Source organism: Variovorax sp. YR266 (assembly GCF_900107295.1).
Lineage (GTDB): Bacteria > Pseudomonadota > Gammaproteobacteria > Burkholderiales > Burkholderiaceae_C > Variovorax.
The window spans coordinates 440,554-454,372 of sequence record NZ_FNPM01000004.1 but is presented as its reverse complement, the minus strand read 5'-3'; the positions used below and the strand labels follow the sequence as shown (position 1 = coordinate 454,372).

The 13,819-nt window shown below is 68.2% G+C and carries 14 protein-coding genes; 12 read left to right on the top strand and 2 right to left on the bottom strand.

Going from position 1 to position 13,819, the window contains the following annotated elements:
- Positions 1-34: 34 nt before the first annotated feature.
- Genes BLW48_RS13970 through BLW48_RS13925 form a run of 10 tightly spaced genes read left to right on the top strand, consistent with a single transcriptional unit; the run spans position 35 to position 10,065 of the window.
- The gene (locus tag BLW48_RS13970) at positions 35-856 is read left to right on the top strand and encodes a cysteine hydrolase family protein (protein ID WP_093175518.1); all 822 of its coding nucleotides are present in this window, start codon (positions 35-37) and stop codon (positions 854-856) included.
- Positions 857-867: 11 nt separating this feature from the next.
- Complete coding sequence (locus BLW48_RS13965; RefSeq protein ID WP_093053504.1) at positions 868-1,923, top strand: ABC transporter substrate-binding protein; 1,056 nt, start codon at positions 868-870, stop codon at positions 1,921-1,923.
- A gap of 14 nt (positions 1,924-1,937) precedes the next feature.
- Positions 1,938-2,729 carry an SDR family NAD(P)-dependent oxidoreductase gene (locus tag BLW48_RS13960; protein ID WP_093175515.1) on the top strand — a complete coding sequence of 264 codons (792 nt, stop codon included), beginning with the start codon at positions 1,938-1,940 and terminating at the stop codon, positions 2,727-2,729.
- 10 nt (positions 2,730-2,739) lie between these two features.
- On the top strand, positions 2,740-4,209 hold the full coding sequence (locus BLW48_RS13955; protein WP_093175513.1) for a dihydroorotase: 1,470 nt from the start codon (positions 2,740-2,742) through the stop codon (positions 4,207-4,209).
- Positions 4,206-5,351 (top strand): cyanuric acid amidohydrolase, encoded by a 1,146-nt coding sequence (locus BLW48_RS13950; protein ID WP_093175683.1) that lies wholly within the window; start codon positions 4,206-4,208, stop codon positions 5,349-5,351. The genes BLW48_RS13955 and BLW48_RS13950 overlap by 4 nt, the downstream gene beginning before the upstream one ends.
- Before the next feature lie 8 nt (positions 5,352-5,359).
- A complete protein-coding gene (locus tag BLW48_RS13945) occupies positions 5,360-6,250 on the top strand; it encodes an ABC transporter ATP-binding protein (RefSeq protein WP_093175509.1) in 891 nt (296 codons plus the stop codon).
- A complete protein-coding gene (locus tag BLW48_RS13940) occupies positions 6,247-7,023 on the top strand; it encodes an ABC transporter permease (protein WP_093175507.1) in 777 nt (258 codons plus the stop codon). The genes BLW48_RS13945 and BLW48_RS13940 overlap by 4 nt, the downstream gene beginning before the upstream one ends.
- 5 nt (positions 7,024-7,028) lie before the next feature.
- Entirely contained in the window at positions 7,029-7,442 is a 414-nt protein-coding gene (locus BLW48_RS13935) for a DUF3830 family protein (protein WP_093054233.1), read from the top strand.
- Between the two features lie 21 nt (positions 7,443-7,463).
- Positions 7,464-8,519, top strand: a complete 1,056-nt coding sequence (locus BLW48_RS13930; protein ID WP_093175504.1) for an ABC transporter substrate-binding protein — start codon at positions 7,464-7,466, stop codon at positions 8,517-8,519.
- Between the two features lie 28 nt (positions 8,520-8,547).
- Positions 8,548-10,065 (top strand): amidohydrolase family protein, encoded by a 1,518-nt coding sequence (locus BLW48_RS13925; protein WP_256330773.1) that lies wholly within the window; start codon positions 8,548-8,550, stop codon positions 10,063-10,065.
- Positions 10,066-10,073: 8 nt separating this feature from the next.
- Here BLW48_RS13925 and BLW48_RS13920 read toward each other — a convergent pair whose 3' ends face one another.
- Positions 10,074-10,877 (bottom strand): exodeoxyribonuclease III, encoded by an 804-nt coding sequence (locus BLW48_RS13920; protein WP_093053526.1) that lies wholly within the window; start codon positions 10,875-10,877, stop codon positions 10,074-10,076.
- Positions 10,878-10,889: 12 nt separating this feature from the next.
- Between BLW48_RS13920 and pyrE the strand changes: the two genes are divergently transcribed.
- Together pyrE and BLW48_RS13910 are read left to right on the top strand one after the other, a co-directional pair.
- The gene (gene pyrE / locus BLW48_RS13915) at positions 10,890-11,576 is read left to right on the top strand and encodes an orotate phosphoribosyltransferase (RefSeq protein ID WP_093053529.1); all 687 of its coding nucleotides are present in this window, start codon (positions 10,890-10,892) and stop codon (positions 11,574-11,576) included.
- Positions 11,577-11,589: 13 nt separating this feature from the next.
- Positions 11,590-12,285 (top strand): DUF4124 domain-containing protein, encoded by a 696-nt coding sequence (locus tag BLW48_RS13910; RefSeq protein ID WP_176928763.1) that lies wholly within the window; start codon positions 11,590-11,592, stop codon positions 12,283-12,285.
- A gap of 43 nt (positions 12,286-12,328) precedes the next feature.
- On the opposite strand, the gene gatB is transcribed toward BLW48_RS13910, so the two are convergent.
- The gene (gene gatB, locus BLW48_RS13905) at positions 12,329-13,819 is read right to left on the bottom strand and encodes an Asp-tRNA(Asn)/Glu-tRNA(Gln) amidotransferase subunit GatB (protein WP_093175499.1); all 1,491 of its coding nucleotides are present in this window, start codon (positions 13,817-13,819) and stop codon (positions 12,329-12,331) included.

Genomic DNA, 13,819 nt, shown 5'->3' with positions numbered 1-13,819 from the left:
ACCTTCTGGCACGGCGACTGCGTGCCGATCTCGCATGACACGCCGATCTGTACCCTCGCGCACCAATGCGGCGCAACCGCCCGTCCGTTTCGGTCCGGCGCCCCACAACGCCTGGACACTCGCCGGCGGCCGGGTCAGCCTCGTGCGCTCCCCGAAGCGGCCACGGCCCGTGCAGATGCCCGCCGAGCCGCAGCCGATCGAGTTCGACCTGGCGCGCAGCGCGCTCGTCGTGGTCGACATGCAGAACGACTTCTGCCATCCCGAGGGCTGGTTCGCGCAGAAGGGCATCGGCATTCGCGCGGCGCGCAAGCCCATTCCGACCATCGCGCGGCTCCTGCCGGCATGGCGCGCGGCTGGCGGCGGCGTGGTGTGGCTCAACTGGGGTATTCGCGCGGACCGCCTCAACCTGTCGCCCACGGTGCAATTCAAGGGCAAGCGCAGCGCAGACGGCGTGGGCTATGCGGAGCATTCGCCCATCGACCACGGCCCGTCGCTCGTGCAGGGCGAGTGGGGTGCGCAGGTGATCGACGAGCTGGCTGTAGCGCCCGGCGACATCACGGTGCACAAGCACCGCCTCAGCGGCTTCTGGGACAACGAGCTCGACAGCGTCCTGCGCCAGCAGGGCATCACGACGCTGCTGTTCGCGGGCATCAACACCGACCGCTGCGTGTTCTCGACGCTGCAGGACGCGAACTTCTTCGGCTACGACTGCGTGTTGCTGAAGGACGCGTGCGGCACCCCGTCGCCGGCCTACGTGACGCGCGGCATTCATTTCATCGTGCAGCAGCTGCACGGTTTCGTTGCAACCGCCGAGTCGCTGCTCGCTTCGATTTCCTCACTCTCCAAGAAACGCTAGGAGTCCTCCGCATGCCGCTGTCCTTCTTCGCCAACTCGCGCCTCGTGCGTTCGCTCGCTTCGCTGGGCGCTGCCGCCGGCCTGGCCCTGGCGGCCGTTTCCGCCGCCGCGCAGGTGCCCGTCAAGCTCGTGCTCAACTGGAAGTACGAAGGCCCGCAAGCCTGGTTCTTCGTCGCCCAGGACAAGGGCTACTTCAAGGCCGAGGGCCTCGACGTCGAGATCGACCAGGGCGAGGGCTCCGCGGCCTCGATCCCGAAGGTGGCGGCGGGCGCCTACCAGGCCGGCTTCGGCGATCTCAACGCACTGGTCGACCTGGCATCGAAACGCCCGGCCGATGCGCCGGTGGCGGTCTACATGCTCTACAACACGCCGCCCTTCACGCTGGTGGTGAAGGAGGGCAGCCCCATCAAGACGCCCAAGGACCTCGAAGGCAAGACCATCGGCGGCCCCGCCAACGACGGCGCGCTGAAGCTGTTCCCGGCCTTCGCCAGGATCGCGAAGGTCGATGCGTCGAAGGTAAGCATCACCAACATGGCGCCCAACCTGCGCGAGCAGATGCTCACGCGCGGGCAGATCGACGCCGCCTTCGGCTACGTCACCACCGTGAGCTTCAGCGCGAAGGCGATGGGGCTCGATCCGGCGAAGGACCTGCGCTTCATCCGCTACGGCGACCACGGCATGGACCTGTATTCGAACGCCGTGTTCTTCTCGCGCGTCTTCGCCCGGGACAACCCCAAGGCGGTGCAAGGCTTCGTGAAGGCGCTGAACCGCGCGGTGAAGGAAGTCATTGCCGACCCGGACATGGGCATTGACTACGTCATGAAGCGCGAGCCGCTGCTCAAGCGCGAGGTCGAGAAGGAAAAGCTGCTCGCCACGCTGCGCAACGACATGAGCCACCCGGAGGTGGCCCGCATCGGCCTGGGCGACGTGGACGACGCGCGATTGAAGAAATCCATCGACATCGTGGTGGACGCCAACCAGCTGCCGCGCACACCGGCGCCTGCCGAAGTGTTCGACCGCAGCTTCCTGCCCGCGCGCGCCGAGCGCCCCTCCAAGACTTTGAACTGAAAGCGAGAAACGACATGGAACTGCAACTGAGAGACAAGGTGGCGCTCATCACCGGCCCGGCCAAGGGCATGGGGCGCGCCGTGACGCTGGCCTTTGCACGGGAAGGCGCGAAGCTGGTGCTGGCCGGGCGCGACATCGGCGCCATCGAGCCTGTGGCCGAAGAGGCGCGCGCGCTCGGCGTCGATGCGGTCGTCGTGCCCTGCGACTTGACCGTGGGCGTGCAGACCGAGGCACTGGCCGCGCATGCGCTGGAGGCCTTCGGCCGCATCGACGTGCTGGTCAACGTGGCTGGCGGCTCGGGCCCGATCGGCAAGACCGGCTGGGAAACCACGAGCGAGGAATTCGACGAGATCGTGCAGCTCAACATGACAGGCTGCTTCAACACAATGCGCGCCGTGCTGCCCTCGATGATCGAGCGCAGGAGCGGCAAGGTGGTGAACGTCGGCGGCACCTTCGGCATGCGCGGACGCGCCGGCCGCCTGGCCTACTCGGCCTCGAAGTGGGGCCTGCGCGGCATCACCAAGAGCTTTGCGCTGGAGGCCGGCCCGTACGGCATCAACGTGAATTGCGTGGCGCCCGGCATGGTCGACGGGCCGCGCTTTCGCGAGAAGGTGTGCGCCAACATGGCCGACAAGCTCGGCATCACGCTGGAAGAAGCGATGACGCGGCACGCGGCCGACTATGCGCTGCGCCGTGTCTCCACCGATGCCGACGTTGCCAACGCCTGCCTCTTCATGGCGAGCGATGTGTCCCGACAGATCACCGGCGTCGACCTGCCCGTCGACGGCGGCTGGGCCATGCTCTGAGGAGACCGGCATGAAAGAAGTCGACCTCGTCATTCGCGGCGCGCGCGTCGTGTCCGCAGACCAGATCATCGAAGCCAGCGTGGCCATCGCAGGCGAGCACATCGTGGCCGTCGGCCATGACGACACCATGCCGCCGGCGTGCGAGGAGATGCGCGCCGACGGGCTGTTCCTGCTGCCGGGCGCCATCGACAGCCACGTGCATTTCCGCGACCCGGGCTACCCGAACAAGGAAACCTGGAAGACCGGCTCGGCCGCCGCCGCGATGGGCGGCGTGACCACCGTGTTCGAGATGCCCAACACCAATCCGGCGACGGGCACCGTCGAGGCCCTGCGCCTGAAGCAGAAGGCAGCCGAGTCGTCGTATTGCGACTTCGGCATCCACGGCCTGTTGGGCGACGATACGGTCGAGCGGCTCGAAGAACTTCTCGACGCCGGCGTCACCAGCTTCAAGGCCTTTGTCGGCAACACCTTCGGCAACCTGCCCGCGCCCACCGATGGTGCGTTGCTCGAGGGTTTCGAGAAGCTCGCCCCGTTGGGTATCCGCACCGTGGTGCATGCGGAGAACTCGTCAATCCTGCAGCGCCGCCAGCAGAAGATGAAGGCCGCCGGCCGCATCGACGCGATGGCGCACCTGGCCGCGCGCCCGGCGGTGGCCGAGATCGAAGCCATTGGCCGCGTGCTCACCTTGGCCGAGTGGACCGGCGCGCGCGTGCACATCGCGCACCACAGCGCGGCCGATTCGCTCTTCCTGCTGCGCGAAGCCAAGCGCCGCGGCGTCGACGTGACGGCCGAGAGCTGCCCGCAGTACCTGCTGCTGAACACCAGCCACATGCTGAAGCTCGGCGGCGTGATGCGGCTCAACCCGCCGATCCGCGAGGCGCGCCACAACCAGCCGCTGTGGGACGCGCTGCTCGACGGCACGCTCGACATGATCGCTACCGACCACGCGCCGCACACCCCCGAAGAGAAGACCCGCGAGAGCATCTGGGACTGCGACTGCGGTTTTCCAGGCGTGGAGACGCAGATGCCGCTGATGCTGACCGAGGTGAACCGCGAGCGCGCCACGCTGATGGACTACGTGCGCTGGAGCGCGGTAAACCCGGCCAGGGCCTGGGGCCTGTATGGCACCAAGGGCGTGATCGCGCCGGGTGCGCACGCCGACATCGCGATCGTCGACATGCAGCGCGCCGGCACGCTGTCGCAGAACCGGCTGCAGAGCATCAGCAAGATATCGCCGTGGAACGGCCGCGCGGTGAAGGGCTATCCGCTGCACACGCTGCTGCGCGGGCGCTTCGTGATGCGCGAAGGCAAGCTGGTGAGCGATGCGGTCGGCTGGGGGCGCACGGTGAAGGGTGTGCAGAAGATGCCCACTCCGAAGCCGCGCAACACCGAGCACTACAGCAGCGCGATCCTGCAGACGCCGGCCGGCGTGCCTGCGACGGCCGTGCCGGTGGGTGCGGTGGATTGGAGCGCCGCATGAACGCGGGCCGCGTGCAGCAGGTGCAGGTATGGCGCATTCCGTGCAGCGGGCCGGGCGACCTGAGCGGCGCCAGGGCGCTGATCGATGCGGGCGAGATCGTCGCGGCCGACATCGTGGCCGTGATGGGAAAGACCGAAGGCAACGGCTGCGTCAACGACTTCACGCGCGAGTACGCATCCAGTGCCTGGTGCCATCTGCTGGCGCCCGCGCTGGGTTGCACGCCCGACGCGGTGCATGCCCGCGTGGCGCTGGTGATGTCGGGCGGCACCGAGGGCGTGCTGTCGCCGCACTTCACGGTGTTCACGCGGCGCTGGGTGGCCGAAGCGCCGGCTGGCCTGGGCAAGCGCCTCGTGGTCGGCGTCGCGCACACGCGCGCCTTCCTGCCGGAGGAATTGGGCCGCACCGCACAGGTCGACGCCACGGCCGAAGCCGTGACCGAGGCCATGCGCGATGCGGGCATCGAGAGCGCGGACGACGTGCACTTCGTGCAGGTCAAGTGCCCGTTGCTTACCGCGGCCAAGGTCTCCGCCGCGCTGGCACGCGGCGCCGCACCCGTGACCCACGACAGCTATGAGTCGATGGGCTATTCGCGCGGCGCATCGGCGCTCGGTGTGGCGGTCGCGCTTGGCGAAGTCGCGCGCGAAGAGGTCTGCGATGCCAGCGTGATGAGCGATTGGCGGCTGTTCTCCGCGCGCGCATCGGCCTCGGCCGGCATCGAGCTGGAAGACAACGTCGTCATCGTGCTCGGCGAGGCGCAAGGCAGCGCGTCGGCGTTCCGCATCGCCCATGCGGTGATGCGCGATGCGATCGACGCCGCGAGCGTGCGCGCCTTGCTGCGCGATGCCTTCGGGCTCGACCCGGAGCGCGATGCGCAGGCCTTGTCGGCGCGGCTCGTGAACCTGCTCGCGAAGGCCGAGGCCAGCCCCGACGGCCGCGTGCGCGACACGCGCCACACCATGCTCAACGACTCCGACATTCACTCGACGCGCCATGCGCGTGCCGTGGTGGGCGGTGTGCTGGCCTCGGTGGCCGGCCATCCGGCGCTGTACGTGTCGGGCGGCGCCGAGCACCAGGGGCCCGCGGGCGGCGGCCCGGTGGCCGCGATCCTGCGGGTGGATGACACGGACTCCACATTTTCCTGAAGGACCTCATGGGCAACGCATTCATCCAACTGTCCGACGTGATGCTGCGCTATGGCGGCGGCACCATCGCGCTGGACCATACGACGCTGGACATCGAGAAGGGCGACTTCGTTGCCCTGGTGGGCCCGAGCGGCTGCGGCAAGTCGACCATCCTGAAGCTGGTGGCCGGCCTGCTGAGGCCGAGTGCGGGCGCGGTGATTGCCGGCGGGCGCGAGGTGGGCGCGGCCGGCACGCTGGCCCCGGCGGGTACGCATGCGTCGGCGGCGCCGCGCCTTCGCATCGGCCTCGCCTTCCAGAACCCGACCATGCTGCCGTGGCTCACGATCCGCGAGAACGTGATGATCCCGCTGAAGATCGTCGAGCCCTTCCGGCAGCACTACCGCAGCAAGAAGCGCGGCGAATACGCCGAGCGCGCCGATGCGCTGCTGGCGCAGGTGGGGCTCAAGGGCTTCGGCGACAAGCGGCCGTGGCAGCTGTCGGGCGGCATGCTGCAGCGCGCCTCGCTGTGCCGCGCGCTGGTGCACGAGCCCGAGCTGCTGCTGCTCGACGAGCCCTTCGGCGCGCTCGACCAGTTCACGCGCGAGGAGCTGTGGGACATCATGCAGACGCTGTGGATCGCCAAGCGCCCGACCGTGCTGCTGGTGACGCACGACCTGCGCGAGTCGGCCTACCTGGCCAACCGCATCTGCGTGATGAGCGCGCGGCCGGGGCGCATTCTCGAAACGCGCGACGTGGGCTTCGCGCGGCCGCGCACGCTGGAGAGCAGCTATGCGCCCGAGTTCGCGGCGCTGGTGCAGCAGCTGCGCATGCGCATCGCGCAGGCGCGCCGCGAAAGCGATGCGGTGCCAGTACCGATGCCGGTGCCGCCCGGGAATGTGCTCGAAGAGGTGGCCGCATGATCGCGCCGCTCGCACGGCAGCGCCTGCTTTCCGCGGGCGCGCTCGTCGGCTTCTTCGTGCTCTGGGAGGTGGTGTGCCTGGCCTTCGGCGTGTCCGACCTGATCCTGCCGCGCCCGAGCCAGATCGCGGCGGTGTTGATCCAGAAGATGCCGCTGCTGTGGCCGCACACCGTGCAGACGCTCTACACCACGCTCGCCGGCTTCGTGCTGGGCGTGGGAGCGGGCATCGTCATCGGCGTGATGATCGGCTCTTCGAAGCTGGCCTACGACGTGACCTATCCGCTGCTGGTGGGGTTCTCCAGCATTCCGAAGGTGGCGGTGGTGCCGCTGTTCGTGGTGTGGTTCGGCGCGGGCACGGTGCCGGCGATCCTGACCTCGATGGTGATCAGCATCTTTCCGGTGGTGGTCAACGTGGCCACCGGCCTCGCGAGCACCGAGCCCGAGCTGGAGGACGTGCTGCGCGTGCTCGGCGCGAGGAAGTGTGACATTCTCTGGAACGTGGGCCTGCCGCGTGCGCTGCCCTACCTGTTCGCCTCGCTCAAGATCGCGATCACGCTGGCCTTCGTGGGCACCGTGCTGAGCGAGACGGTCGCGTCCAACCAGGGCATCGGCACGGTGATGATGATCGCCAGCGGCAACTTCGATGTGCCGATGGTGTTCGCCGGGCTCTTCCTGCTTGCGGCGATGGGGGTGGCGCTGTATGCCGTCTCGTCGCTGGTCGAGCGGCGCATGACGGGCTGGGCCCAGCGCAAGACCGACATGGCAATGGCATGAACGACATGAGCGATCTCGTCCGTATCACCGCCGGCGGCCTGCGCTTCGTGGCGCAGACGCACCCCGACGCGCCGCTCACCGTCGCGGCTTTCCGCCGCCTGCTGCCTTACCGGCAGAAGCTCATTCACGTGCGCTGGAGCGGCGAAGGCTGCTGGGTGCCGCTGGGCGACTTCCAGCTGGGCGTGGGCTTCGAGAACCACACCAGCCATCCGTCGGTGGGCGACATCCTGTTCTACCCCGGCGGCTACAGCGAGACCGAGATCATCCTGGCCTACGGCGCCTGCAGCTTCGCCAGCAAGATGGGCACGCTTGCGGGCAACCACTTCCTCACCATCGTCGAAGGGCGGGAGCAGTTGCGCACGCTCGGCACCAGGGTGCTGTGGGAAGGCGCGCAGGACGTTCTCTTCGAAGCCATCTGATTCAACCCACGGGAGCCTCGCATGTCCTTTCCAGTATCCCGCCGCGCAGCGGTCGTCGCGGTGTCCGCCGCGTTGGGCGCATCGCTCACGGCGCTTCCGGTGCGCGAAGCACGCGCCCAGCAGCTCACACCCATCAAGTTCGTCCTCGACTGGAAGTTGCAGGGCATCCATGCCTGGTACTACCTCGCCGAAGACCGGGGCTACTTCGCCGCGGAAAAGCTCGCGGTGACGATCGACCAGGGCGACGGCTCGGCGGCGGCCGTGACCAAGGTGATGGCCGGGGCCTACGACGCGGGCTTCGGTGACGTGAATGCGGTCATCCAGAACGCGGCCGCCAAGCCCGGTGCCGCGCCCGTGATGGTCTACATGGTCTACAACCGCGCGCCGTTCGCGCTCATCGTGAAGGCGGGCAGCCCCATCAGGACCCTCAAGGACCTTGAGGGCCGCACGCTGGGCACGCCGGCCGGTGGTGCCGCGCAGCGCATGTTCCCACTGATGGCGGCCCGCAACGGCGTGGACGCGGGCAAGGTCAAGTGGACCAGCATGGCACCCAACCTGCAGGAGCAGATGCTGCTGAAGGACCACGTCGAGGGCTCGGCCGTGTTCTCGGTGACCAGCTACATGAACCTGGTGGCGCAGGGCGTGGACCCGGACAAGGACATCCGCTGGTTCCACTACGGAGACCACGGCGTCGACCTGTACGGCAACGGCGTGCTGGTGTCCCGCCAGTTGCTCAGGGACAAGCCGCAGGCCGTGGCCGGGCTGGTGCGTGCCGTCAACAAGGCGGTGCGCGACACCGTGGCCGACCCCGACGCGGCCATTGCCGCGTTGATGAAGCGTGAGCAGCTGCTCAACCAGGCGCTGGAGAAGCGGCGCCTGCTCTACACGCTTCGCACCGTGATGCTGACGCCCGAGGTTGGCACCGGCGGCATCGGTGACGTGAACGACGCGCGCATGACGCGTGCCATCGGGCAGGTGAAGGAAGCGTTCGAACTGGCGAATGCACCGACCGCAGGCGAGGTCTTCGACCGGCGCTTCCTGCCGCCGCTTGCGGAGCGCAAGATCGCTGCGCCCTGAACGCCCACCCGACTACGAAGGAAATGCCATGTCCGCTCGCATGCACGAAGGCCCGCTCGACTGCGCCTGGCTGCTGGCCGATCCCGGCGCGCAGCCTGCGCAGTCGGATGTGCGCATCGAGCTGGAGGACGGCTGCATCCGGTCGATCGCGCCGCTGGCGGAAGAGGCCGTCGCCGGCACGGGCACGCCGCGCCTGCTCGCGCTGCCGGCGCTGACCAACGCGCACGATCATGCGCGCACCTTCCGCAGCGCCACGCTGGGCGCCTTCGGCCAGCCGCTCGAAGGCTGGCTGCCGTTCCTGGGCGTGGTGCCGGGCATGGACCCGTACCTTTGCGCCGCGACCTCGTTCGCGCGTTCGGTGCGGCATGGCGTGGCGAACCTGATGGTCCACTACACGCGCGTGCAGGGCGGCATGGCCTATGTCGACGAGGCTAGGGCGGTGGCGCGCGCGGCGTGCGACGTCGGCGTGCGCATCGGCTTCGCCATTGCCATGCGCGACCGCCACGGCATTGCCTACTGCGACGACGCGAGCGTTCTGGCGGCGCTGCGCCCCGGCATCCGCCATGCAGTGGCCGAACGGCTGGCGGTGAAGCCGGTGGCGCCCGCGCAGCAGCTTGCGCTGGTCGACGAGGTCGCGCGCATGGTGGAAGAGGACGGCCATGGCGGCCACGCGACCGTCCAGTACGGCCCGACGGCGGTGCAGTGGTGCAGCACGCCGCTGCTCGAGGCAATTGCGCAGGCATCGGCCGACACGGGCCGGCCCGTTCACATGCACCTGCTCGAAACGCGCTATCAGCGCGACTGGGCCGATGCCAACCACCCCGGCGGCATCGTCCGTTTTCTCGACGACATCGGGCTGCTGGGCCCGCGCCTCACGCTCGCGCACTGCGCCTGGGCGCGGCCCGAGGAACTGGCGCTGATTGCCGAGCGCGGCGCGACGATCGCGGTCAACACCAGCTCCAACCTGGGGCTCAAGTCGGGCATTGCGCCGGTGCCTGAGATGCTGCGGCACGGATGCCGCGTGGCCATGGGCCTGGACGGCATGGCCTTCGACGAAGACGACGACGCGCTGCGCGAGATGCGGCTGGCGTACTCGCTGCACCGCGGCTGGGGCTACGACACCACGATGACGCGCGACCAGCTCTGGGCCTTTGCCGCGCGCAACGGTCCGCGCAGCGTGCGCGGCGGGCCGGCTGGCGGCGGCAGCATCGTGCCCGGCGCCGCGGCCGACTTGGTGTTGCTGGACTGGGATGCGCTCGACGACGACGCGCTCTTCGCCGAGACGGATCCGCTCGACCTGCTGTTGGCGCGCGGCAACGGCAGCCACATCGCCAAGGTGCTGGTCGGCGGGCGCGTGGTGGTCGATGCGGGCCGTGTGCAGGGCATCGACGAGCCCGCGCTGCGCGCCGAACTGCTGGCACGCATGCGCGGCGCACTGGCGGCGGATGCTGCTGGCGCCCTGTCGTGGCGCGGGATCGTCAAGGCGCTGGCCGAGGACCTCGGGCCGTTCTACCGGCGCGGGCGGATGGGTGGCTGCTGCGGCTAGGCCGCGCCTTACAGCTTGAAGTCGTAGTCCACCGTGATCGGCGCGTGATCGCTGAACTTCACGGTCTTGTAGATCTGCTCGGTACGCGCCAGCGCCGCGGTCTTCGGCGTGGCCAGGTGGTAGTCGAGCCGCCACCCCACGTTGTTCGCATAGGCCTGGCCGCGGTTGCTCCACCAGGTGTAGGCATCGCCGGTGGTGTCGGGCTTGAGCATGCGGTACACGTCGACCAGGCCGGCGCCCTCGGCACCGGCGTCGAGCAGCTTCGTCATCCAGGCGCGTTCTTCGGGCAGGAAGCCGCTGTTCTTCTGGTTGCCGCGCCAGTTCTTCAGGTCGATCTCCTTGTGGGCGATGTTGATGTCGCCGCACAGCACGAACTCGCGCTCCTTCTTCAGTGCCACCAGGTGCGGGAAGAAGCCTTTCAGGAAGCGGAACTTGGCCTCCTGCCGCTCCTCGCCCGAACTGCCGCTCGGGAAGTAGCAGCTGATGACCGAGAACTTGCGCTTGGGCGTGTCGAAGCGCAGTTCGAGGTAGCGGCCCTCGGCGTCGAACTCGGCGTCGCCCCAGCCCACCACGACCTGGCTTGGCTTGTGCTTGGTGTAGATGGCGGTGCCGGCGTAGCCTTTTTTCTCGGCGAAGTGGAAATGGCCCTTGAGGCCGGCCATTTCCTCGAACCGGCCTTCGATGTCGCTGGCCTGGACGCGGATCTCCTGCATGCAAATACAATCCGGCGCAAGTTCGGCCACCCAGTCGGCCACGCCTTTGGTAGCGGCCGAACGCAGGCCATTGAGATTGAGACTGGTCAGTTTGAACACAAGGAATTCCCGATGGCTGTAGATGGTGAGAAAAGCAGCGCGGTCGCACAGGACTTCGTCCAGTTTGCGTTGGATGCCGGCGTGCTGCGCTTTGGCGAATTCAAGACCAAGGCCGGTCGGATGAGCCCCTATTTCTTCAATTCGGGGCTCTTCGACGACGGCGGCAAGATCGCCCGGCTCGCCGGATTCTATGCAGACCGGCTGATCGAAAGCGGGCTCGAATTCGACATGATCTTCGGCCCCGCCTACAAGGGCATTCCGCTGGGCGCCACGGTGGCCGCCGAGCTTGCCCGGCGCGGGCGCAACTACCCCTTTGCCTACAACCGCAAGGAAGCCAAGGCGCACGGCGAAGGCGGCAACCTGGTGGGCGCGCCCCTGAAGGGCCGTGTGCTGATCGTCGACGACGTGATGTCGGCCGGCACCGCGGTGCGCGAGTCGATCGCGGCGATCCAGGCAGCGGGCGCCACGCCGCATGCAGTGGCCATCGCGCTCGACCGGCAGGAAAAGGCTACCGAGAACGGCGTCGACGTAAACCACAGCGCCGTGCAGTACGTGCGCAACCAGCTCGGCCTTTCGGTGATTGCCATCGCCACGCTGGACGACCTGCTGAGCTACCTCTCGGGCAACGCCGCTGCCGACCTGGGCGCGCACCGCGAGCGCGTGCTGGCCTACCGCACGCGCTACGGCGCCACCAGCTGAGGCAAGGGCGCCCATGCACGACGCACGCGACGATCACGGCAAGCCGATCCGCCTGCTGGCGTCGGCTTCTTTCTTCCTGGCGGTTTCTTCGTTCTGCGGCGCCTTGCAAGCGCAACCGCAGAAAGTGGAAGGCGCCTCCCCCGGCATCTACACCTGCACCGACGCCCGCGGCCGCACGCTGACGGCCGACCGGCCGATTGCCGAGTGCACCGACCGCGAGCAGCGCGAACTGAACCCGAGCGGCTCGGTGCGCCGCAAAGTCGAGCCCACCTACACCGCGCGCGAGCTGCAGGAGCGCGAAGACCGCGCCCGCGAAGCCGCCATCCAGACCGCGCGCCTGACCGACGAGCGGCGCCGCGAACGTGCGCTGCTGGTGCGCTACCCGAACCTCGCCACACACGACCGCGAGCGCAGCGAGGCGCTGGCGCAGATCGATGCGGTGACCCAGGCGGCGCGCAAGCGCATTGCCGAGCTGAGCGAAGACCGCAAGAAGATCGACGAGGAGATGGAGTTCTACAAGCAGGACACCAGCAAGGCGCCGGGCGCGGTGCGCCGCAAGCTCGAAGACAACACGCAGAGCGTGGCGGTGCAGAACCGCTTCATTGCGGAGCAGGAAGAAGAGAAGAAGCGGGTGAATGCGCGCTTCGACGAAGAGCGCACGCGTCTGAAGACGCTCTGGTCGCCGCAGAACGGCGGCAACCCCCGCTGATGAACCTGCCGGGGCCTTGCACCAAGGCCCCGGTTTCCTGCCATCAGCCCAGCTTGGCTTTCAGCAGCTCGGTGACCTGCGCCGGATTGGCCTTGCCGTCGCTGGCCTTCATGACCTGACCCACGAGGGCGTTGAGCGCCTTCTCCTTGCCGCCGCGGTATTCCTCGACGTTCTTGGCGTTCTTCGCGATCACTTCGTCGAGGATCTTGTCGAGCGCGCCGGTGTCGTTCATCGGCTTCAGGTCTTTGGCCTCGATGATCGCGTCGACATCGCTGCCCTCGCCGGTCCACAGGGCTTCGAACACCTGGCGCGCGGCGTTGTTCGGCAGCGTGCCGTCTGCGATGCGCTTCACCAGCTGGGCCAGTTGCTGTGCCTTCACCGGTGCGGCTTCGATGCCGATCTCGGCGGCGTTCAGGCGGCGCGCCATCTCGCCGGTGATCCAGTTGCTCGCGAGCTTGGGCGTGGCGCCCGCGTTCACGGCTTCGTCGAAGTAGGCGGCGAGCGCAGCGCTCTGCGTGAGCTGCGCCGCGTCGTATTCCGACAGGCCGTGGTCGCGCACGTAGCGCTCGGCCATCGCGCGGGGCAGCTCGGGCATGGTGGCTTTCACGCGCTCGATCCAGTCGGCGGCGATGACCAGCGGGGGCAGGTCGGGGTCAGGGAAGTAGCGGTAGTCGGCCGAGTCTTCCTTGGCACGCATCGCGCGCGTCTCGCCTGTGTCGGGGTCGAACAGCACGGTGGCCTGCTCGATCTCGCGGCCGTCCTCGATCTCTTCGATCTGCCAGCGGATTTCGTAGTCGATCGCCTGCTGCATGAACTTGAAGCTGTTCAGGTTCTTGATCTCGCGGCGCGTGCCGAGCTTGTCGCCGGGCTTGCGCACCGACACGTTGGCGTCGCAGCGGAAGCTGCCTTCCTGCATGTTGCCGTCGCAGATGCCGATCCACGTGACGATCTTGTGCAGCTCCTTCGCGTAGGCCACGGCCTCGGCGGTGGAGCGCATGTCGGGCTCGGTCACGATTTCAAGCAGCGGCGTGCCGGCGCGGTTCAGGTCGATGCCGCTCTGGCCGATGAAGTCCTCGTGCAGCGACTTGCCCGCGTCTTCTTCGAGGTGGGCGCGCACGAGGCGCACGGTCTTCTGTTCTTCGCCGAGGAAGAACGAAACCGAGCCGCCCTGGACGACCGGGATCTCGAACTGGCTGATCTGGTAGCCCTTGGGCAGGTCGGGGTAGAAGTAGTTCTTGCGCGCGAACACGCTGCGCGGCGCGATGTGCGAGCCCAGCGCGAAGCCGAGCTTGATGGCGCGCTCGACGGCGCCCTTGTTCATCACGGGCAGCGTGCCGGGCAGTGCCAGGTCGACCGCACAGGCCTGCGTGTTGGGCTCGGCGCCGAAGGCGGTGGAGGCGCGGCTGAAGATCTTGCTCGCGGTCGACAGCTGCGCGTGCGTCTCGAAGCCGATGATGACTTCATAGCCGCGCACCAGCGGGCCGGTCGGGCGGCCCTGTTGTTGTGCTTCGAATGTGTTCACGGTCTCGCTCAT

What these genes read in the sequence shown, in the direction of transcription:
- BLW48_RS13970 (WP_093175518.1), top strand. Translation starts at nt 35, where the DNA reads ATGACACGCCGATCTGTACCCTCGCGCACCAATGCGGCGCAACCGCCC.
- BLW48_RS13965 (WP_093053504.1), top strand. Translation starts at nt 868, where the DNA reads ATGCCGCTGTCCTTCTTCGCCAACTCGCGCCTCGTGCGTTCGCTCGCT.
- BLW48_RS13960 (WP_093175515.1), top strand. Translation starts at nt 1,938, where the DNA reads ATGGAACTGCAACTGAGAGACAAGGTGGCGCTCATCACCGGCCCGGCC.
- BLW48_RS13955 (WP_093175513.1), top strand. Translation starts at nt 2,740, where the DNA reads ATGAAAGAAGTCGACCTCGTCATTCGCGGCGCGCGCGTCGTGTCCGCA.
- BLW48_RS13950 (WP_093175683.1), top strand. Translation starts at nt 4,206, where the DNA reads ATGAACGCGGGCCGCGTGCAGCAGGTGCAGGTATGGCGCATTCCGTGC.
- BLW48_RS13945 (WP_093175509.1), top strand. Translation starts at nt 5,360, where the DNA reads ATGGGCAACGCATTCATCCAACTGTCCGACGTGATGCTGCGCTATGGC.
- BLW48_RS13940 (WP_093175507.1), top strand. Translation starts at nt 6,247, where the DNA reads ATGATCGCGCCGCTCGCACGGCAGCGCCTGCTTTCCGCGGGCGCGCTC.
- BLW48_RS13935 (WP_093054233.1), top strand. Translation starts at nt 7,029, where the DNA reads ATGAGCGATCTCGTCCGTATCACCGCCGGCGGCCTGCGCTTCGTGGCG.
- BLW48_RS13930 (WP_093175504.1), top strand. Translation starts at nt 7,464, where the DNA reads ATGTCCTTTCCAGTATCCCGCCGCGCAGCGGTCGTCGCGGTGTCCGCC.
- BLW48_RS13925 (WP_256330773.1), top strand. Translation starts at nt 8,548, where the DNA reads ATGTCCGCTCGCATGCACGAAGGCCCGCTCGACTGCGCCTGGCTGCTG.
- pyrE (WP_093053529.1), top strand. Translation starts at nt 10,890, where the DNA reads ATGGCTGTAGATGGTGAGAAAAGCAGCGCGGTCGCACAGGACTTCGTC.
- BLW48_RS13910 (WP_176928763.1), top strand. Translation starts at nt 11,590, where the DNA reads ATGCACGACGCACGCGACGATCACGGCAAGCCGATCCGCCTGCTGGCG.
- gatB (WP_093175499.1), bottom strand. Translation starts at nt 13,819, where the DNA reads ATGAGCGAGACCGTGAACACATTCGAAGCACAACAACAGGGCCGCCCG.